Below are 18,804 nucleotides of genomic sequence, written 5' to 3'. Positions count from 1 at the left end.
GGATATTTGCTAGGGCGCGTCACTGCGAAATTCGAGTGTGGTATGCGACAGTGCCTTTCGGGGTGGTTCTCAATTCTCGCTGAAAGGCTGGTCCGCGTACATGTCTGCGTCGGTGATTCCCCTGGTGCCCAGAACCGGGTTCACGGTGCGACGGGTGGGAGAGCGCTGGGAGCTGGTCAACTCCCGACATTACGGACGCGGCGTGGTGCTGCAGTCCTGGCCGCGGGACCGCCACACCGAGGCCTTCGAGCACTGCTACCGGCTCAATGGCCGCGGAATCGAAGAGCTACGGGCGGCTTTCCGCTGATCCGGATGAAACTCGCGAGCCGTACACGAAAATCCGTGTGACAGTGTCGATTCGATAACAGACAACCCGATCACCTGCAAGACGTGCGAATCGGGCATTGTCCCCTCTATTGTGATCCCTCGTGCGTTCCCCCAAGGCCCGGCGCGTGGCCTCCTCCGCTTGTGTCCTCGCGGCCGCTGCCCTGATTCCGGCCGCGCCCGTCCTCATTCCCGTCGCCGGCGCGGTCCCCGCGCACGCACAGGGCCCGATCGCGGGATTCGACGCGGATATGAGCAGACGCATCGCCGCGGTCGACGACTATCTCGCCACCCGCCCCGGCGTCACCGGTTATGTGATGCGCGACCGCGTCACCGGCGGCATTTACCGGAATGGCAACGCGGACACCAACTTCTGGACCGCGTCCACCATCAAGCTGGCGATCGCGGAGGATCTGCTGAATCGCGCCCGGGTCGGCGCCATCACGCTCGGTCCCGACGACCGCGCGCTCATGGAGTCGATGCTGGCAACCTCCAACGACAATGCCGCCGACATCCTGTGGAACAAGTTCGCCGGCTTCGACCGCATGGCGTTCAACAACGCCTTCCGGGCCAACGGCATGGTCGGGCTGGTCCCGCTGCCGCCGACCACCTCGATCGAGCAGATCAAGCTGTTTCCGGACTGGGGCTTCCAGCAGTGCTCGCCCGCCGACCTGGATCGGCTGATGGACAACATCCTCACCCGCATGCACCCCGACGACCGCGCGTACCTGCTCGACCGCATGCGCCGGGTCGACACCAACCAGCACTGGGGCGTGTGGGGCGCGGGCGCGGCCATGAACCCGGGTCTGAAGAACGGCTGGTCCGACGAGCAGGGCGGCTGGGTGGTCAACTCGGTCGGCTTCGCCGGTCCCGGTGAGCGCTACACCCTGGCGATCATGACCGAGCAGGGCAACCAGGGCGGCTACCTCGAAGGCTCCGAAACCACCACGCGCGTGGCGCAATTGCTCTTCCAGGGGCGCTGAGCCACCTCACCCGATCACGAGCGCGGGCGGCCTTCGCGGCCGCCCGCCGCGGGCCTCACGCCAATCCGCACTGAACGACCGTCCATATTGTATTTTCGAGTGAGCTGTCTGGAAGGTCTGTTTTCGGTCGGTCCTGATTGGGCTGCGCTACTCACACTGCATTACCGTTGTGCGTGAGTTGTCGTAGTTTCACCGTCTGGCGAGGAGCAGGAACTAGATGAACGCCGAGAATTCCGTCGCACAGCGCCATCGGGTGGTGGTGATCGGGTCCGGGTTCGGTGGACTGTTCGCCTGCAAGCACCTGCGCAAGGCCGACGTCGACATCACACTCATCTCCAAGACGTCCACGCACCTGTTCCAGCCGCTGCTGTACCAGGTCGCGACCGGCATCCTGTCCGTCGGCGAGATCGCCCCGGCCACCCGCATCGTGCTGCGCAAGCAGCAGAACACGCAGGTGATCATGGGCGAGGTCACCGATATCGACCTCGAGGGCGGCACCGTCACCTCGCGCCTGCTCAACCGGGACTACGTCACCCCCTTCGACAGCCTCATCGTGGCCGCGGGCGCGCAGCAGTCGTACTTCGGCAACGACCACTTCGCCACCTACGCCCCGGGCATGAAGACCATCGACGACGCCCTCGAACTGCGCGCGCGCATCCTGGGCTCCTTCGAGGAGGCCGAACTGGCCACCGACCAGGAGACCCGCGACCGGTTCATGACCTTCGTGGTGGTCGGCGCCGGCCCCACCGGCGTCGAGCTGGCCGGGCAGATCGCCGAACTCGCCGACCGCACCCTGGACGGCACCTTCCGCAATATCGACACCCGCGACGCACGCGTCATCCTGGTCGAGGGCGCGGGCGCGGTGCTCGCCCCGATGGGCCCCAAGCTGGGCGCCAAGGCGCACAAGCGGCTCGAGAAGATGGGCGTGGAGATACAGCTCAACGCCATCGTCACCAATGTCGACGCGCGCGGGGTCACCGTCAAGGACAAGGACGGCTCCGAGCGCCGCATCGAATCCGCCTGCAAGGTGTGGTCGGCGGGCGTGCAGGCCAGCGGCCTGGGCAAGATCCTCGCCGACAAGTCCAAGGGCACCGAGGTGGACCGGGCCGGGCGCGTCATCGTCGAACCGGACCTCACCATCAAGGGCTACCCGAACGTGTTCGTGGTCGGCGACCTGATGTCGGTGCCGGGCGTGCCCGGGCAGGCCCAGGGCGCGATCCAGGGCGGCACCTACGCCGCCAAGGCCATCAAGGCCGAGACCGAGGGCAAGCAGAAGGTCGAGGGCCGCAAGCCCTTCAAGTACTTCGACAAGGGCTCGATGGCCACGGTGTCGCGGTTCTCCGCGGTCTGCCAGGTGGGCAAGCTGGAGTTCAGCGGCTTCTTCGCGTGGCTGGCCTGGCTGGGTCTGCACCTGTGGTACCTGGTCGGCTTCCGCAGCCGGTTCGTCACGGTGCTGGAGTGGTTCGTGTCGTTCCTGGGCCGCCACCGCGGTCAGATGGCGGCCACCGAGCAGTGGGTGTTCGCGCGGCTCGCGCTCGAGGCGCTCGACGATCCCGCCGAGGCACTGGAATTGGCCAAACAGATCGGCGCGGCCGAAAACGCTTCCGGCAACGGCAAATCCGTCGCGAATTCCGAATCGGCGAAATCCACCGAACAGCGCGCGGGCTGACAGCCCGGCCCGGCCGTCCTTACGAATGAGGGGCTGATTGGGCGGCGTGTCCAGACCAATCCGGGCACCAGCCGGATCCGAATGTTCGACGTCTGTCGATATTCGGAAGAAAGGTCATTCATGGGCAAACGCCAACCGGTCGATACTGTTTCGCCGCCGCGACGGCGCCTGGGCACACTGGCGGTCGCGGGCGCGCTGCCGCTGGTCGCCGCCCTCGCCGCCGCCGGAACCAGTGCGGCGGAACCGGTTTCGCCCGACGATACCCAGCCGGCGGTGGTCGACAACCAGCCCGGCGCCATGCTGCCGGACGGCACCGACACCCAGCCGGGCGTGGTCATCGACACCCCGTTCGGCAAGCTGGCCGTGCCGGTGCCGCAGGCCATGGCCACGGCGCGCACACCTATCTGGCCGCCACCGCAGCCGAGGTCGCCCCGGACGAACTGATCGAGCCCGCCGCCGAGGTCGTCCTCCCCGTGCGGGTCCGCCACCACCGGCGTTCGGGCGGTGTCATCGGCGCGGTGGCGGCCACGCCGTTCGCACCGGCGGGCTGGGTCTTCGGCCCGGCCGCGGGCGCGAGCCTGATCGCGAGCCTGATCGCGATGCCGACGGCGACTGTCGGGGCCGTGATCGGTGGCGCCGTCGGCGCGGTCAACGGCTACCTGGCTCCGGCCACCCCTGGCGCCGTCGTGGACCGGGCGACCGGTGCCGACGACACCACCACGGTGGACGCGCCGAGCGCCGAAGAGGCGTCCGTCCAGGAGTGATCGCCGAGCTAGCGAGGCCGGAATCCGTTACCAGGGATTCCGGCCTCTTGCCTCGTCGAAACCCGCTCAATCCGCTAATTTTCGGTTATCGCAAGGATTTTCGGCCGTCCCTTTCCTCACCAATCCAGGTGGTCGGCGGGTTCGAATGTCGGTCGTCCCGATGTTCCCCCTGTCCAGAAAGGTCATGTATGGCCGCAGGTAAGCACCGAGCGCTCAACCCGCACCGGAACAAGGTCGGCAACGTGGTGGCGGCGGGTGCGGTCCCGCTAGTCATGGCGATCGTCGGATCCGGTGCCGCCAACGCCGCCCCGTCCGAGGTCGCTCCGGTGGCGCAGCGTGGCGACGCGCCCAGGGCCCAGTGGCCGGCCGCGGCCTCCCCGAATGTGAATCCCTATGAGGGCCTGCACATTCCGAATGACACCAAGAGCTCCCTCCAGCTCGGCGCCGCCGTCGGCGCGTTCAACGGATTCAACGCACCGCCCCGCGTCGTCGGCGACTGATCCCTCCCCGACGAGGCCGCTTTGACCAGGTAGATGTGCGCACGCGGCGGAAACCAGCGGTGAGGTCGGTTCCCGCCGTGAACGCGACCCGCCGTGACCCGAAGGCTCCGCGGCGGATCGAAGTTCGTGCGCGACAGCCGTTTCCGATACGCCGGTCAGGCCGTCAGCAGTCGACCGGTCCGCGTGAACAGCGTGCCACCGGCGGCCAGTGGCAGCAGCGCCTGATCCAGGCCCGCCGTATCGGCCGGGCGATCGTCGGGATAGGTGAGCACGCTCTCCAGTGCCCGCGGCCCCGACAGCGCGTCATCGGTGATCGCCTCGGAACCCAGTTCCAGTCGGTGCCGCAGCAGCGGAATCGCACCGACATCCGCGATCAATTCCCCGGTCCAGTGACCGTGGTCCTCCCCCGCGCGGCCGATCTGCACCCGTTCCCGAAGTCGCAGCCGCGCACCGTCTTCCAGGCGCACCGTGGTGAACGTGTCGTGCTCCGCGCCGCCCGCGACCACGGTCGGTTCCGGATCGAAGTCCAGGTCTCCGTCCGCGGCCACCTCGAAACGCCAGTGCGCCACCGACTTCCGGGTCTCGCGGCCCGGCAGCGCGATGGTCGCGGCCACCGACCGCACCCGCAGCCGCGCGCCCGCGCCCACCGTGATCGTGATGTCCAGGACGTCGCCGCCCAGCGGTGTGGCGGCGGTGCCGATCAGGTGCACCGTGTCCGGGCCCGTGTGCCGCGCCGCCAGGCCGCCGACCGCGTGGATGCGCGGCAGCGTCCCGGCGGCCGCGGTGATGCGGAGCTCAGTGCGAATGGGCACCGCCCGCGGTGAGCGAATGGGCACCGCCCGCGGTGAGCGAATGGGCAACGCCCGCATCCTGTTCGGCGGCCAGCCGCAGCTGCTCGCGCACCCACGCCAGCACCGGCGTCGCGGCCGGGTCCTCGGTGAGGGAGGTGAACACGAACGGGCGGCCCTCGCGCACGGTCGTCGAATCACGTTCCATGACCGACAGATCCGCGCCGACCATCGGGGCCAGATCGGTCTTGTTGATGACCAATAGATCCGACCAGGTGACACCCGGGCCGCCCTTGCGCGGCACCTTGTCGCCGCCGGCCACGTCCACCACGAAGATCTGGGCATCGATCAGGCCGGAGGAGAAGGTGGCGGTCAGGTTGTCGCCGCCGGATTCCACCAGGATCAGATCCAGCGGCGGGTTGGCCTCGATCAGGTCGTCGATGGCGTCGAGGTTGGCGGTGATGTCGTCCCGGATGGCGGTGTGCGGGCAGCCGCCGGTCTGCACGGCGGTGATGCGCTCGTCCGGCAGCACCGCGTTGCGCCGCAGGAAGTCGGCGTCCTCGGTAGTGTAGATGTCGTTGGTCAGGACGGCCAGCGACAGCTCGTCGCGCAGCTGCCGGCACAGGGCCGCGGTCAGCGCGGTCTTGCCCGATCCGACCGGACCGCCGATCCCGATCCGCACCGGTTCCCCGGGCGTGCGCTCCCGCTTGGGCCGGTCGTGACTGTGATCGTGCGGTTCCCCGTCGATGAGGTGAGGTGGCATGTGCGCTCCTTTCACCCCCATCCTGACCCAGTCACGTAAACCGGGTGTTACCTGGCCTGTGACCGGCTACGACGCGAACAGCGGCATGTCCCGGCGGGGGTGTCGTTCGGCGAGCACGTCCTGCAGCGGGTCGGACAGCGCGGCCAGCGATTCGGTGGCGGCGCGGGCGGTGGCGTCGCACACCGGGGCGAGGCGAATGGTGCAGGCGGCGACGGCGGCCGGATCGAGGGCGAGCAGGCGCTGTGCGGCGGTGGCCGCCCCGGTCATGGTGGTGTAGACGGTGACGGCCGCGATGTCCGCCGGGGTGGCCTCGCACACCGTGCCCACCACGCCGAACACGGTGGACAGATGGGGACGCGTGCCGAGCGCGCGCCACTCGGCGTGCGGCCAGACCTGTTTGGCCAGCCGCAGCAGGCCACGGCCCTGGGCGCGAGAGGCGGTGCGGGCGGCCGGGGACGGGGTGCGCGCGTCGGCCTCGAGTTCGGCGCGCCGCGGGTCGAGGGTGCCCGCGCAGACGGCCGCGGCCAGCGAGGCCGCCACCAGCCCCGAGGTGCGGATGCGGCGGCGCAGGAACAGTTCCACGCTGGGCACGTCGCGCAGCAGCCCAGAGGCGATGGCCTCCTCGACGCCGCCGGAGTGCACGTGCCCGCCGATCGGCAGCCGGGAGTCGGCGAGGGTCAGCAGGGTGGCCAGGCTCATCGGCGCACGTCCGGGTGTCGCATGGGTCGATCCTAAGCGGCACCCGGAGCGGCGGTGTCGACTAGGTGAGCAGGCAGGGCATGGCCGCCGAGATGCTCTGCAGCGCACAGGTGATGGAGTTGGACAGCCCGGCCGAGCCGGTCATCGGCACCAGCCCGGCGACCGGGGCGGCGCCGGTGTCGGTGACGGGCACCAACTCGACCGGGGCGGCCATGGCCGGGGCGGCGCCGATGCCGGAGGCGATGGCGGCGACGGCAAAGGCTTTCAGTGCAACGTTTTTCATGAATTTCCCTTTCTCACACAGCATCCTCACCGGATGTGATCGCAGCGAGACTAACCCACGTTCCACAGGTGTGAACGGTGTTTGTTTCAAAATGCGTGACTTGACCTGAACAATAGTTGAGGTCGCAGACTGGGCGGGCAGAACGTCAACGAGGTAGAGGAGTCGCCGTGCACGCCATCCGTCTTCACGAGTTCGGGCCCGCCGAGAACCTGCGGTACGAGAGCGTCGCGGACCCCGAACCCGGGGCCGGGCAGGTCCGGATCGCGGTCCGCGCGGCGGGGGTGCACCTGCTGGACACCTCGATGCGGCAGGGCGTGGCGGGCGGCCCGCTGCCCTTGCCCGAGCTGCCGACGATTCCGGGCCGCGAGATCGCCGGGACCGTGGACCGGGTCGGGCCCGGCGTCGACGAAAGCTGGCTCGGGCGCGCGGTTGTCGCCCACATCGGGCAGGCGCCGGGAGGTTACGCCGAGCTCGTGGTCACCGAAGCCGAACGGCTGCACCCGATTCCGGACGGCCTCGACGCGGCATCGGCGGTAGCCATGATCGGCACCGGCCGGACCACACTGGGCATTCTGAGTTTCGCGGAGGTGGGCCCGGAGACCGTGGCCCTGGTTCCGGCCGCGGCGGGCGGCATCGGCACCCTGCTGGTGCAGTATCTGGTGGCGGCGGGCGCGACCGTCATCGGGCTCGCGGGCGGGACGGTGAAGACCGATCAGGTGTACGAGAACGGCGCGGATCTCGCGCTGGACTATCTCGATCCGTCCTGGCCCGAGGCCGTGCGCGCCAAATACGGGGAGCGGCCCGCGACCCTGCTGTTCGACGGGATCGGCGGCGAGATCGCGCGCACCGCGGTCGATCTGCTCGCCGACGGCGGCGTGCGCCTGGTGTTCGGCTGGTCCGGCGGGGAAGTGAAACTCGACGAGCAGGCCTTGGCCGCGCGCGGCATCACCTCGCAGGTGACGCTCGGTCCGCCGATGCTGCAGCGCGGAGGCGGCTTGCGCGCCTTGGAGACTCGCGCGCTGGCCGAGGCCGCGGCGGGCCGGCTGCGTCCGGCCGTGCGGTCCTTCCCGCTCGCCGAGGCGGCGGCCGCGCACCACGCCCTGGAGACCCGGGCGACCACCGGCAAAGTGGTACTAGCCCCCTGACCGCCGCCCGAGGCCGCGTTCCATGAACCGTTGCGCGGCCCCGCGTCGCAGATCCGTCCAGGCCTGCACCGGGCCGGTCCACCACGGCGAGATCTCGAGGGGCCGCGCGACCACGGCGTGACAGACCAGGTCGGCCGCCTCGTCGGCGGTCAGCCCGGGCACTCCCGAGAAGTCGGTGGGCGCGCTCATGCGGGTGTGCACCAGCGGCATGTACACCGAGGTGGTGGTGACGCCGTCGGCGGCGATCTCGGTGGCCACCGTCCGCAGCCAGATGTCGAACGCGCCCTTCGAGGCGCCATAGGCCGCCCAGCGCGGCGCGGGCGGCATGCGCAGACCCCAGGTGGAGATGTTCACGATGTGCCCGCGGCCGCGTTCGCGCATACCGGGCAGCAGGGTCAGCAGCAGCCGCACCGGGCCCAGATAGTTGACGTCCATGGTGCGGGTGAAATCGTGGAAGCGGTCATAGGATTCGTCGATCGGGCGGCGGATCGAGCGGCCCGCGTTGTTGATCACCACATCCACCCGGCCGTGTTCGGCCAGCACCCGGCGGCCCAGCTCTTCGACGGCGTCGAATTCGGTGATGTCGGACTGGTAGACGTGCGCGATCCCGCCCGCGGCGGTGATCTCGGCGGCCACGTCCTCGAGGTCCTCGCGCGACCGCGCGACCAGCAGGACCGTCGCACCCGCGGCGGCCAGCTTCCGGGCCGCCGCCTTGCCGATGCCGTGTGAGGCCCCGGTCACCAGGATCACGGTGCCCGACACCGCCTCGCGCAGGGCTTTCGCGCGCGGCCGGGAGGTCGGGTAGAAGATTCTGGTCGCCACGCGTTCGGCCAGCGGTCGGCCGTTCGGCCCGGCCGGCTGGTTCGGGGCGTCGTGCTCAGCCACGTTTCCGAGCCTAACCGCCGGACCGGTATGTGATCGCGAATGAGTGGAAATACCCTGGCCGCAATGCGGATTCCTGCACCAGGATGAGGACGATATCCCGGGGGAAGGAAACCGATGACGACCACTCGAACACCGGAGCGGCCGACGCCGGAACAGGTGACATTCTGGGGCTGGTGCGCCCGCGCGGTGGTGCTGGTGGTGTTCGTGCCGCCGCGGCTGCTGTGGGAGGGGATCACCCGCGTGCCGCGGCTGATCGCGGCGGCGTTCCGGCTGTTCGCCGACCATCTCGCGAAGCCGCTCGCGATCCTGTTCCGGGACTGGGTGTTCCGGCCGCTGCGCGACTTCGTGCGCAACTACCTGTGGCATCTGCTGATCCAGCAACTGTTGTTCGGCATGGTGCTCACGCCGATCGGGGCGTTCCTGCTCGCGTACTTCCTGCGCCCGATCCAGCGCGCTATCGAGGAATGGCTGTGGCGAAGAGTGCTGAAGCCCGGCATCCCGTGGCTGTTCCGCACGATCGTGAACCCCCTGGTGGAGGGCATCGTGCGGGCTGTGACCACGACCTGGAAATGGCTTGTCGCCATACCACTCTCAGCACTGTGGCGGTATGTGGTGCGCCCCGGCGGCCGCTGGCTGGTGACCGCCTTTATCGAGCCGCTGGTCGAGTGGCTGATCGTGTGGCCCGCGAAGCAGCTGTGGCGCTGGGTGCTGCGCCCTCTCGTCTACGCGGTCATCGCGGTGATCGTGTTCGGCTGGCGGGTGGCCACCGCCGTCGTCGCGGTCACGGTGCTGGCGCCGTGCCGATGGCTGCATCGCACGGTGCTGCGTCCGCTGTTCGCGGCCGTCGCCCGGGCGTGGCGAGCCCTCGCCGACCCGGTGCGCCGGCTGTATCAGCGGGTGATCATGCCCTGGCGCGCCCGGATCACCGAGGTGTGGACCGGTCTGTTCGGCTAGTGCGAAGCGGCTTTCACCGCAGCCTCTTTCGCGGGTGTCCCGGTCCTGGCGAAGAACGCGATCGCCGCCATCGCGGCCAGCAGGACCGCGCCGGCGGTGGTGGCGACGTGCATGCCGGTCACGAACGACTCGCGCGCCGAATCGATCCGGGCGGTATCGTCCCCCGCCTCGGCGACGGTCTCCCCCAGCGTGGACCCGAAGTTCCCGCCGGACCGGAACACCAGCGCGGCCAGCGAACCCAGGAGCGCCAGGCCCAGGCCATTGCCCAGCTCGAAGCTGGTCTCAGAGATTCCGACCGCGGAACCGGCCCGCTCCGGCGGCACCGAGGACACCGCCACCTCCGACACCAGGGTGAAGGCGATGCCGAAGCCCGCGCCCGCGACCACGGATCCGGCCACGTACCAGCCGATTCCGCCGTTCACGCCGACCCCGAGCAGCATCAGGTTGCCCAGCGCGGCCAGGCCCAAGGCGAGCACGAAGGTGGTCTTGGTGCCGAACACGCGCCCGATCCGCGCGCCGCTCATGGAGAACACGAACACCACGACCGCGCCCGGAATCCCGAGCAGCGCCGCGGCCAGCGGGTCGCGGCCGGTCACCGACTGCAGATACACGCTGGTCAGGTAGCTCATCCCGGCCAGGGCGAGCATGCCGACCGTGCTGGAGCCGATGGCCACCGAGAACAGTCCGCGGCGGAACAGGCTCAGATCCAGGAGCGGTTCCTCCAGGTGGCGCTGACGGCGGACGAACGCGGTCAGCAGCAGTGCGCCGACGATGCCGATGCCCACCGCGGGCAGGTCGAAGCCCTCGGCCGCCAAGCGCTTGATGGCGTACACGATCGGCAGGATGCCGCCGATCGACAGCAGCACGCTCACCCAGTCGAGGGGGCCGCGCGCGCTGGCGCGGTGTTCGGGGAGCAGCAGCGGCCCCAAGACCAGCAGCACCAGCAGGACCGGAGCGTTGATGAGGAAGACCGAGCCCCACCAGAAGTGGTGCAGCAGCACGCCGCCGATGATCGGCCCGACCGCGGAGCCGCCCGCGAAGAACGCCGTCCACACGCCGATCGCGGTGGCGCGGGAGCGGTCCTCGGGGAACAGGGTGGAGATCAGCGCCAGCGAGGAGGGCAGCAGTGTCGCGCCGCCCAATCCCATGAGCGCCCGCGCCGCGATGAGCACGCCCGCGCTGGGGGCGAAAGCGGCCAGCGCCGAGGCGATTCCGAAGACGGTGGCCCCGGCCAGCAGGATATTGCGTCGCCCGATGCGATCGCCGAGGTTGCCCATGGTGATGAGCAGGCCGGCGATCATGAAGCCGTAGATGTCGAGGATCCAGAGCTGTTGGGTCGCCGACGGATCCAGGCTCTGGGTCAGGGTGGGCATGGCCAGGTAGAGCACCGACATGTCCATCGACACCAGCAGGACCGGGAGCAGCAGGACGGCCAGGCCCGCCCAGGCACGGCGCGGCGTCTTCGCGCCGGGGCGCGCGAGGGTACTCGTCATGACCTATCCTTCGGGCTGCTCGGGGCCCACCGGGCCCTGTCCATGGAACGCGCCCGGGCGTACAACGTACGCTCGAGCGCGGGTACAGTGTACGCACACCCCGCGCCGGAAGGGAACAATTCGTCCGATGACCGAGGCCAAGCTCACCCGGGCCGCCATCGTCGACACCGCCATCGCCCTCGCCGACGAGTCCGGACTCGACGCGCTGTCCATGCGCCGCATCGCCGAGCGGATGAACGCCGGGGCCATGTCGCTCTACCGGCACGTCCCCAACAAGGACACCCTGCTCGCCGCCATGACCGACGAGGTCTCGCGCCGCAATCCCTATCCCCCGGCCGAGGGGCAGGACTGGACCTGGCGCGACCGCGTGCGCATCGCCGCCGAGGTGGATTGGCGGCTCTACCAGGAGCATCCGTGGGTGCTGTTCACCTTCGCGGTGCCGCGCTACAACTTCGGCGAGCACAGCCTGATCGTGCTGAGCTGGCTGGTCGAGGGGTTCGCCGAACTCGGCGTGGGCGCCCGTGAGGCGACCCGGATGTCGCTGTCGGTGTGGAGCTACATCGCGGGCGTGGCGTTGCAAGAGGTCAGCGCCCGGATGCTGCACGGCCGCGACAGCGACGGGGAAGACCGGTCAGGCCTGACCGCGCTGCTCGACGGCGATCCACACTGGCCGGTGCCGCCCGCCCTGGCCGGACTCGAGGGCACCCGCGACACCGCCCTGTTGAATCCGGAGCATCTGCTCGACACCGGCCTCACCGCGCTCTGCGACGGCTTCGCGGCCCGCGCCGCGCTCTGACCCACCCCGAAAACCGTTCGGTATCGGGCTCGTTCAACCGCCACCGCAAGTACATTCCGGTCGGTACTCTTTGGGGGGTGCGAAAGGTGGGTGATCCGCACGGTTTCCGGACGCCGAGTCCCGGAACCGCGTGATCACCGACGCGTCGATGAACTCCCAGCGGTCACGCCGGAGCTGGGTATCACTCCCAACGATTCTCCTTTCCCGAGGTGAATGATGGCCAGGAAGTTCGAAGGACATATCGCCCTCGATATTCGTGATTCGGTCGCCGATTGGGGACCGTACGCGGAACCGACCGCCCCGCCCGGCGCGCCCAACGTGCTGTATCTGGTGTGGGACGACATCGGCATCGCCACCTGGGACTGCTACGGCGGCCTGGTCGACATGCCGAACATGAAACGGATCGCCGACAGTGGCGTGCAATTCACGCAATTCCACACCACCGCACTGTGTTCACCCACCCGCGCCTCACTGCTGACCGGGCGAAACGCGTCGTCGGTCGGCATGGCGACCATCGAGGAGTTCAGCGACGGATTCCCGAGCCTGTCGGGACGCATCCCCGCCGACACCGCCCTGTGCTCGGAGGTGCTCGGCGAACGCGGGTGGAACACCTACGCCGTCGGCAAATGGCATATGACGCCGTTGGAGGAGGAGAACCTCGCGGCATCGAAGCGGCACTGGCCGCTGGGGCGCGGATTCGAACGGTTCTACGGTTTCCTGGGCGGCGAAGCCGACCAGTGGTATCCGAATCTCGTCTACGACAATCACCCGATCGAGCAGCCGTATTCGCCGGAGGACGGGTATCACCTGTCGAAGGATCTGGCCGACAAATCGATCGAGTTCATTCGCGACGCCAAGGTGATCGCCCCGGACAAGCCGTGGTTCATGTACCTGTGCCCGGGCTGCGGGCACGCCCCGCACCATGTCGCTCAGGAGTGGGCCGACCGATACCGCGGCACGTTCGACATGGGCTACGAGAAGTACCGCGAGATCGTCCTCGACAACCAGAAGCGCATGGGCCTGATTCCGGAGAACACCGAGCTGTCGCCCATGAACCCGTACAGCGATGTCACCAGCGCCGACGGCAAGCCGTGGCCGGCGCAGGACACGGTGCGCGCCTGGGATTCGCTGTCGGAGAACGAGAAGCGGCTCTTCGCCCGCCAGGCGGAGGTGTTCGCCGGATTCCTGTCCTACACCGACGCCCAGATCGGCCGGGTGCTGGACTACCTCGAGGAGACCGGCCAGCTGGACAACACCATCATCGTGGCCTTCTCCGACAACGGCGCCAGCGGCGAGGGCGGCCCGAACGGTTCGGTCAACGAGATGAAGTTCTTCAACGGCTACATCGACACGATCGAGGACAGCCTGGTCAAGCTCGACGAGCTGGGTCTGCCGACCACCTACAACCACTACAGCATCGGGTGGGCGATGGCCTTCAACACCCCGTACAAGCTGTACAAGCGGTACGCCTCCCACGAGGGCGGCATCGCCGACCCCTGCCTGATGGCCTGGCCGGCGGGCATCCCGGCCCGCGGCGAGATCCGCCACCAGTACCTCAATGTCTGCGACGTCACCCCCACCGTCTACGAGCTGCTGGGCATCACGCCGCCGGACACGGTGAAGAACGTGCCGCAGCGTCCCCTCGAAGGAGTCAGCTTCCGGGCCCTGTTCGACGACGCCGAGGCCGATGTCGGCAAGCACACCCAGTTCTATTCGATGCTGGGCACGCGCGGCATCTGGCATCGCGGCTGGTTCGCCGACACCGTGCACGCGGCCTGCCCGTCCGGTTGGGGACACTTCGATAAGGACCGCTGGGAGCTGTTCCATATCGATCAGGACCGCAGCCAGATGCACGACCTGGCCGAGGAGCATCCCGAGAAGCTCGAGGAATTGAAGGCGCTGTGGTTCTCCGAGGCGGAGAAGTACAACGGGATGCCGCTCAATGACCTCGACATCGTCTCCGCGCTGGTGCGCTATCGGCCGACGTACGCCAGGGGCCTGGACCGTGCCGTCTACTACCCGGACAGTGCGGAGGTCGGACCGGGCGCTGCGCTCGAGATTCTGGGCCGTTCGTTCGCGCTGCTGGCCGAGACGACGATCGTCAGCCCGGACGCGGAGGGCGTGCTGTTCGCCCACGGCGGGCGGCTCGGCGGGCACGCCCTGTTCGTCCAGGACGGTCACCTCTGTTACGTCTACAACTTCCTCGGCGAGGAGGAGCAGGCCATCGTCTCCGATTGCCGGGTGCCGCTCGGCGATCACATCCTCGGGGTGCGCTACGAACGGCACGGCACCAGGCCCGACCACTACACGCCCACGGGTGAGGCCGTCCTCTACATCGACGAGAACCCGGTGGGTTCACTCGATGACATGCGGATCCAGCCGACCGTGTTCTCCGGGGTCGGGGAGGGCGTCCGGGTCGGCCGGGACACCGGCCAGTCCGTGTCGGGCCGGTACCACTCGCCGTTCCCGTTCACCGGCGGAACCATGCACCAGGTGATCGAGGACGTGAGTGGGAAGCCGTACATGGATCTGGAAATGGCTGCGGCCGCCGCGTTCTCGCGCGACTGAGCCGCGCGCTCGGGGCCGGTGTTCCCGTCGGGACTTTCCGCTGGTCGCCGCCCCGAGCGCAGCCGTAGTGGCACGCTGTGCACGATTGCCGATCGTGCACAGTCACGCGGTGTGCGAATACGCAGGGGCGGCAAGGGGTCAGTGCTCGATATCGCCGTCGAGGTACACCCACTTGCCCTCGGCCCGGCGAAATCGACTGTTCTCGTGCAGTTCTCCCGCCGCCCCGTGCGCCCGGTAGTGCGCCCGGAATTCCACGGTCCCCTCGGTGTGGAACGGTCCCCCACCGGTCGCGCCGAGGATCTCGAGCCGATCCCAGCGCATGCCCGGATCGAAATCGACCTCGGTGGGCCGGGTTTCGGGGTCCCAGCTGCGCAGCAGGTACGCCTCGTCCTGAACCGCGAAGGCACTGAATCGGGACCGCATCAGTTGTTCGGCGGTGGTGGCGGCCCGCTCGCCGCGGTGCAGCCGCCCGCAGCAGTCGGCATAGGCGGCGGGCAGCCCGCACGGGCAGGCCTCGGGCGCGGGACGGTTCGCGCGGCGCTTCGACATGGACTCAAGCGTAGAAGCTGCGCCCTTCGGCCCCGCCGGACACCGACCACACCTCCACGATCTGCCCGTTCTCGGCGCGCAGGATGTCGGTGCCGCTGAGTTCGCGCACGATCGTCCCGTCCGGTGCGGTGATCCGGGCGCCGTAGGGGCGGGCGATGATTCCGGTTCGGGTGTCGTCCATCTCGACGACCGGGATGCCCTGCGTGGAGAACTCCAGGCCCGGCCGCTCGGCCCGGAAGGTGTCGATGGCGGCGGCGAAGGCCGCGCGGTCCCGCACGCTGTCGTAGGCGTCCGCGCCCGGCTGGGCGTAGCGCAGGGTGAAAGCGGGGGCCATGATCTCGTCGGCCAACGCGAGGTCGCCGTTCCACATCTGGGTCCAGCGGTCGAACAGGTCGATGGCGTAGTCGCGCATATCCACTCCAATAGTCTCATTGATACCGTATGACTGACACCAAGGTATAGTCTCGGCGATACGGTGTCAAACGAGAGAGGGGATTCGGAATGGCCGCGTTAGGCCCGCAGGACCACATCGTGCTGGGACTCATCGCCCGCCACGGACCGCTGACGCCCTACGACATCAAGGCGCGTCTGGAGGAGAGCGTCGACAAGTTCTGGCCCATCCCCCACGCGCAGCTCTACCGCGTCCCCCCGCGCCTGGCCGATCAGGGCCTGCTCCGCGAGGAGACCGAGGAGTCCGGCCGCCGCCGGCGCATCTTCCACCTCACCGACGCCGGGCGCGCCGAATTGACCCGCTGGCTGGGCGATCCCACCTCACCCCAGCCCGAGACCCGCGACCCCGCCCAGCTGAAACTGTTCTTCGCCGACCTGGGCGAACCCGGCGACGTGGTGGCGCTGGCCCGCAATCAGGTTGCCGAACACCGGCATTGGCTGGACATGTACCGGGCGCTCTACGACGAGATCGACCCCACCGACAGCGTCCGCGCCACCTCGCGGGCCCGCATCCTGCGCCTGGGCATCATGCACGAGCAGGCGTACGTGGACTATTGGGAGGAATTGGCCGCGAACCCCGATCCGCGGCCGTGACCGGTCAGTCGTCGTCGCCGATCACGACCGCGTACGCGAATCCGTCCCACCCCTTGCCGCCGACGGTCTGCACCACGGTCCCGTCCAATCGCGGCTCGGCGGCGATGAATTCGACGACCTCCCGGCCGGCCCGCACCGCCGCGTCCCCGGAATCCGCGTCCGCGATCGCGCCGTTGCGCACCACATTGTCGACGACGATCACCGATCCGGGCCGCGTCAACCGCAACGCCCACCGCACATAGTTGGTGTTGTTGACCTTGTCGGCATCGATGAACACCAGATCGAACGGCTCGGGCCGCTCGGCCTCGAGCTCGGGCAGCGAGTCCAGCGCCGCGCCGACCCGAATCTCCACCCGATCCCCCACCCCGGCCCGATCCAGGTTCTCGCGCGCGACTTCCGCGTGCAGCGGCTCGAATTCGAGCGTCACCACCCGCCCGGACTTCCCCACGGCCCGCGCCAGCCACGTGGTGCTGTACCCGCCGAGCGTCCCGATCTCCAGCACCCGCCGCGCCCGCACCGACTTCCCGAGCAGATACAGGAACTTCCCCTGCGGCGGCGACACATCGATGGCGGGCAACCCCGCCTCCGCGTTGGCCCGCAACGCCCCCGAATCCTCGTCCCCCACCAGGGTTTCGACGAGGTAGCGATCAACATCGGCCCAGTCGGCAGTCGTCATACCTCGCAGTCTGCCAGGGGTTCGGGCACCCGCCCAGCATTGTGCTCACGCTGACAATTTCACGTTCAGGAATTGACCGCGTCCGCGAGCCGTGGGAGTTGGCGGAGTGGATTGTGGTGTTCGATCTCCATACGCTGGTCGGCGTCGAAGAGGGCGGACAGTCCCGGAGCCGGGTCGTGGGATCCGATCTGGGGCAGGGTGAGTGCACTGAAGGGCCAGTCGGATCCGAAGACGATGTGGTCGCGGCCGGTGACCGCGAGCACGCTCGCCATGGCGGCGGCCGAACCGCTCAGTGCGGTGTCGTAGTAGAAGCGCGAGATCTGGTGCTGGGTGTCGAGGATGGAGGGTTTCGGCAGGTCCTCGGGCCACAGTCGGCCCAGCACCGACTGGGAGGCGACGCTGATGCGATGGGACAGGAACGGCACGGCGCCACCGGCGTGGGCGAGCTGGAAGCGGATGCCGGGATAGCGCTGGGTCATGCCGGTGACCATCATCATGGTGGCCGCGCGGGTGGTGTCGAAGGTGAACTCCTCGAGGAAGTCCGGCAGCGGCAGGGCGGGTTTGGCGTTGTCGGGGATGGCCGCCGGGTGCACGAAGACGTAGGCGTTGCGCTGGTTCAAAGCGGCCATCAGCGGTTCGAAGCGGGGATCGCCGAGGTAGACGCCGGTGTAGGCGGACAGCAGGATCACGCCGTCGAGCCGCAGTTCGTCGAGGGCGTGGATCGCCTCCGCGATCGAGGCGGCGAGGTCGGGCATCGGCAGGACCGCGAACGCGCCGAACCGGGTGGGGTGGACGGTGAACAGTCCGGCGGCGTAGGTGTTGCAGTACCGGGCCATGTCGATGGCGTCCCGGCCGCTCAGGAACGACACGCCCGGGTCGGACACCGAAAGCGCCTGCGCCTGAATGCCGTAGTAGTCCATGAAGCCGATGGCTTGCTCGGGCGACCAGTCCGGGGTCGGGTAGCCGCCGATGGTGAGGTGGCCGTGCTCGAGCAGCGCGGCCCGATAGTCCGGCGGCAGGAAGTGCGCGTGCAGGTCGATGCGGTAGGTCCCGGCCGGTGCGGGCTGCTCGGCGCGCGCCGGTGTGGCGAGACCTGCGGGCAGGGCGGCCGCGGCGAGGCCGGCCAGACCGCCGCCGAGTGCGGCTCGGCGGGTGAGGTCGGTTCGGAGTGCCGGTCGAGAGTTCGTCACGGGGTTCGCCTTTCGATAATGATCGAAATCGCTTCTGATATTTTCGTCAGATACGATTCGGGTAACAGTGCCGAGGGGAACGAGGGAGCGCATGGCCGCAGCACCGGAGGCGCGGACCCGCACCGATCGGCGGCGGGAACGCACTCGCGCCGCCTTGGTGGGCGCGGCGCAGAAGTTCCTGTCGGAGGGCCGTTCCTCGGTGAGCATCCAGGAGATCACCGAGGCCGCAGATGTGGGGTTCGGCTCCTTCTACAACCACTTCGGTTCCAAGGAAGAGCTTTTCGACGAGGCCGTCCGAGCCGCGCTGAACATCTACAGCGAGATGCGTGACGACATCGTGGCGCTCTACACCGACCCCGCCGAGGTGTTCGCGGTCAGCTTCCGCATGACCGGCCGCCTGCAACGGCAACTGCCCGAAGGGGTCCGGGTGATCCTGAACTCCGGCACCTCCATCCTGCTGCGCGACGAGGGTCTGGCTCCGCGGGCCCGGCACGACATCGTGGCCGCCCAGGAGGCGGGCCGCTTCGAGCCGATGGATCCCGATATGGCGGTGATGGCCGCGGGCGGCGCGCTGCTGGGTCTGCTCCAGATGCTCGACGCGCGGCCCGAAGCCGACGCGGGCACGCTCACCGACGAGATGACCTTCCACGTGCTGCGCATGTTCGGCATGACCAAGCGCGCGGCGCAGAAGCTGACCACCGGCGAGCTGCCCCCGCAGCCGCAGCTCTGAG

At 68.9% G+C, this 18,804-nt stretch carries 22 protein-coding genes; 12 read left to right on the top strand and 10 right to left on the bottom strand.

Annotated elements, in window-relative coordinates; genetic code table 11:
- Positions 1-100: 100 nt before the first annotated feature.
- From ACFYTS_RS15280 to ACFYTS_RS15255, 6 genes are all read left to right on the top strand, one after another.
- Positions 101-307 (top strand): hypothetical protein, encoded by a 207-nt coding sequence (locus tag ACFYTS_RS15280; RefSeq protein WP_357277243.1) that lies wholly within the window; start codon positions 101-103, stop codon positions 305-307.
- 121 nt (positions 308-428) lie between these two features.
- Positions 429-1,307: a tat pathway signal sequence gene (locus ACFYTS_RS15275; RefSeq protein ID WP_387304548.1), complete on the top strand. Its 879-nt coding sequence runs from the start codon at positions 429-431 to the stop codon at positions 1,305-1,307.
- Positions 1,308-1,524: 217 nt separating this feature from the next.
- Positions 1,525-2,976, top strand: coding sequence for an NAD(P)/FAD-dependent oxidoreductase (locus ACFYTS_RS15270; protein WP_387304546.1), 1,452 nt, complete (start codon positions 1,525-1,527; stop codon positions 2,974-2,976).
- Between the two features lie 120 nt (positions 2,977-3,096).
- Complete coding sequence (locus tag ACFYTS_RS15265) at positions 3,097-3,420, top strand: hypothetical protein (RefSeq protein WP_387304543.1); 324 nt, start codon at positions 3,097-3,099, stop codon at positions 3,418-3,420.
- Between the two features lie 29 nt (positions 3,421-3,449).
- Positions 3,450-3,740, top strand: a complete 291-nt coding sequence (locus ACFYTS_RS15260) for a hypothetical protein (RefSeq protein ID WP_387304541.1) — start codon at positions 3,450-3,452, stop codon at positions 3,738-3,740.
- A 188-nt stretch (positions 3,741-3,928) separates the two neighbouring features.
- Positions 3,929-4,240, top strand: coding sequence for a hypothetical protein (locus tag ACFYTS_RS15255; RefSeq protein ID WP_387304538.1), 312 nt, complete (start codon positions 3,929-3,931; stop codon positions 4,238-4,240).
- A 155-nt stretch (positions 4,241-4,395) separates the two neighbouring features.
- Here ACFYTS_RS15255 and ACFYTS_RS15250 read toward each other — a convergent pair whose 3' ends face one another.
- From ACFYTS_RS15250 to ACFYTS_RS15235, 4 genes are all read right to left on the bottom strand, one after another.
- Entirely contained in the window at positions 4,396-5,046 is a 651-nt protein-coding gene (locus tag ACFYTS_RS15250; RefSeq protein ID WP_387304649.1) for an urease accessory protein UreD, read from the bottom strand.
- The gene (gene ureG / locus ACFYTS_RS15245; protein WP_387304535.1) at positions 5,036-5,791 is read right to left on the bottom strand and encodes an urease accessory protein UreG; all 756 of its coding nucleotides are present in this window, start codon (positions 5,789-5,791) and stop codon (positions 5,036-5,038) included. Before ureG ends, ACFYTS_RS15250 begins: the two co-directional genes overlap by 11 nt.
- 66 nt (positions 5,792-5,857) lie before the next feature.
- A complete protein-coding gene (locus tag ACFYTS_RS15240) occupies positions 5,858-6,490 on the bottom strand; it encodes an urease accessory UreF family protein (RefSeq protein WP_357277259.1) in 633 nt (210 codons plus the stop codon).
- A gap of 61 nt (positions 6,491-6,551) precedes the next feature.
- A complete protein-coding gene (locus ACFYTS_RS15235; RefSeq protein ID WP_357277261.1) occupies positions 6,552-6,773 on the bottom strand; it encodes a hypothetical protein in 222 nt (73 codons plus the stop codon).
- Positions 6,774-6,940: 167 nt separating this feature from the next.
- Between ACFYTS_RS15235 and ACFYTS_RS15230 the strand changes: the two genes are divergently transcribed.
- Positions 6,941-7,918 (top strand): zinc-binding dehydrogenase, encoded by a 978-nt coding sequence (locus ACFYTS_RS15230; protein WP_387304531.1) that lies wholly within the window; start codon positions 6,941-6,943, stop codon positions 7,916-7,918.
- On the opposite strand, the gene ACFYTS_RS15225 is transcribed toward ACFYTS_RS15230, so the two are convergent.
- Positions 7,907-8,803: an SDR family NAD(P)-dependent oxidoreductase gene (locus ACFYTS_RS15225; RefSeq protein WP_387304528.1), complete on the bottom strand. Its 897-nt coding sequence runs from the start codon at positions 8,801-8,803 to the stop codon at positions 7,907-7,909. The two genes, ACFYTS_RS15230 and ACFYTS_RS15225, sit on opposite strands and share 12 nt — an antisense overlap.
- A gap of 114 nt (positions 8,804-8,917) precedes the next feature.
- On the opposite strand from ACFYTS_RS15225, the gene ACFYTS_RS15220 reads away from it, so the two are divergent.
- Positions 8,918-9,757 (top strand): hypothetical protein, encoded by an 840-nt coding sequence (locus tag ACFYTS_RS15220; RefSeq protein ID WP_387304525.1) that lies wholly within the window; start codon positions 8,918-8,920, stop codon positions 9,755-9,757.
- On the opposite strand, the gene ACFYTS_RS15215 is transcribed toward ACFYTS_RS15220, so the two are convergent.
- Positions 9,754-11,250 carry an MFS transporter gene (locus ACFYTS_RS15215; RefSeq protein WP_387304522.1) on the bottom strand — a complete coding sequence of 499 codons (1,497 nt, stop codon included), beginning with the start codon at positions 11,248-11,250 and terminating at the stop codon, positions 9,754-9,756. The two genes, ACFYTS_RS15220 and ACFYTS_RS15215, sit on opposite strands and share 4 nt — an antisense overlap.
- Before the next feature lie 127 nt (positions 11,251-11,377).
- Here ACFYTS_RS15215 and ACFYTS_RS15210 point away from each other — a divergent pair, with 127 nt between their 5' ends.
- Both ACFYTS_RS15210 and ACFYTS_RS15205 read left to right on the top strand, forming a co-directional pair.
- On the top strand, positions 11,378-12,046 hold the full coding sequence (locus tag ACFYTS_RS15210; RefSeq protein ID WP_357277272.1) for a TetR/AcrR family transcriptional regulator: 669 nt from the start codon (positions 11,378-11,380) through the stop codon (positions 12,044-12,046).
- A gap of 216 nt (positions 12,047-12,262) precedes the next feature.
- Positions 12,263-14,614 carry an arylsulfatase gene (locus tag ACFYTS_RS15205; RefSeq protein WP_357277275.1) on the top strand — a complete coding sequence of 784 codons (2,352 nt, stop codon included), beginning with the start codon at positions 12,263-12,265 and terminating at the stop codon, positions 14,612-14,614.
- Between the two features lie 138 nt (positions 14,615-14,752).
- Here ACFYTS_RS15205 and ACFYTS_RS15200 read toward each other — a convergent pair whose 3' ends face one another.
- Both ACFYTS_RS15200 and ACFYTS_RS15195 read right to left on the bottom strand, forming a co-directional pair.
- The gene (locus ACFYTS_RS15200; protein WP_387304519.1) at positions 14,753-15,163 is read right to left on the bottom strand and encodes a YchJ family protein; all 411 of its coding nucleotides are present in this window, start codon (positions 15,161-15,163) and stop codon (positions 14,753-14,755) included.
- A gap of 4 nt (positions 15,164-15,167) precedes the next feature.
- Positions 15,168-15,575, bottom strand: coding sequence for a nuclear transport factor 2 family protein (locus tag ACFYTS_RS15195; RefSeq protein ID WP_357278127.1), 408 nt, complete (start codon positions 15,573-15,575; stop codon positions 15,168-15,170).
- Positions 15,576-15,664: 89 nt separating this feature from the next.
- Here ACFYTS_RS15195 and ACFYTS_RS15190 point away from each other — a divergent pair, with 89 nt between their 5' ends.
- Entirely contained in the window at positions 15,665-16,207 is a 543-nt protein-coding gene (locus ACFYTS_RS15190) for a PadR family transcriptional regulator (protein WP_357277280.1), read from the top strand.
- 4 nt (positions 16,208-16,211) lie between these two features.
- On the opposite strand, the gene ACFYTS_RS15185 is transcribed toward ACFYTS_RS15190, so the two are convergent.
- Together ACFYTS_RS15185 and ACFYTS_RS15180 are read right to left on the bottom strand one after the other, a co-directional pair.
- A complete protein-coding gene (locus ACFYTS_RS15185) occupies positions 16,212-16,883 on the bottom strand; it encodes an O-methyltransferase (RefSeq protein ID WP_387304516.1) in 672 nt (223 codons plus the stop codon).
- Between the two features lie 65 nt (positions 16,884-16,948).
- The gene (locus tag ACFYTS_RS15180; protein ID WP_387304513.1) at positions 16,949-18,073 is read right to left on the bottom strand and encodes an amidohydrolase family protein; all 1,125 of its coding nucleotides are present in this window, start codon (positions 18,071-18,073) and stop codon (positions 16,949-16,951) included.
- A gap of 91 nt (positions 18,074-18,164) precedes the next feature.
- Between ACFYTS_RS15180 and ACFYTS_RS15175 the strand changes: the two genes are divergently transcribed.
- On the top strand, positions 18,165-18,803 hold the full coding sequence (locus ACFYTS_RS15175; protein WP_387304510.1) for a TetR/AcrR family transcriptional regulator: 639 nt from the start codon (positions 18,165-18,167) through the stop codon (positions 18,801-18,803).
- Position 18,804: the final 1 nt, after the last annotated feature.

It is taken from the genome of Nocardia sp. NPDC004151, from assembly GCF_042874235.1.
Classification (GTDB): Bacteria; Actinomycetota; Actinomycetes; order Mycobacteriales; family Mycobacteriaceae; genus Nocardia.
Note: the sequence above shows the minus strand (reverse complement) of the source record. Positions and strands in the feature narration are given on the sequence as shown.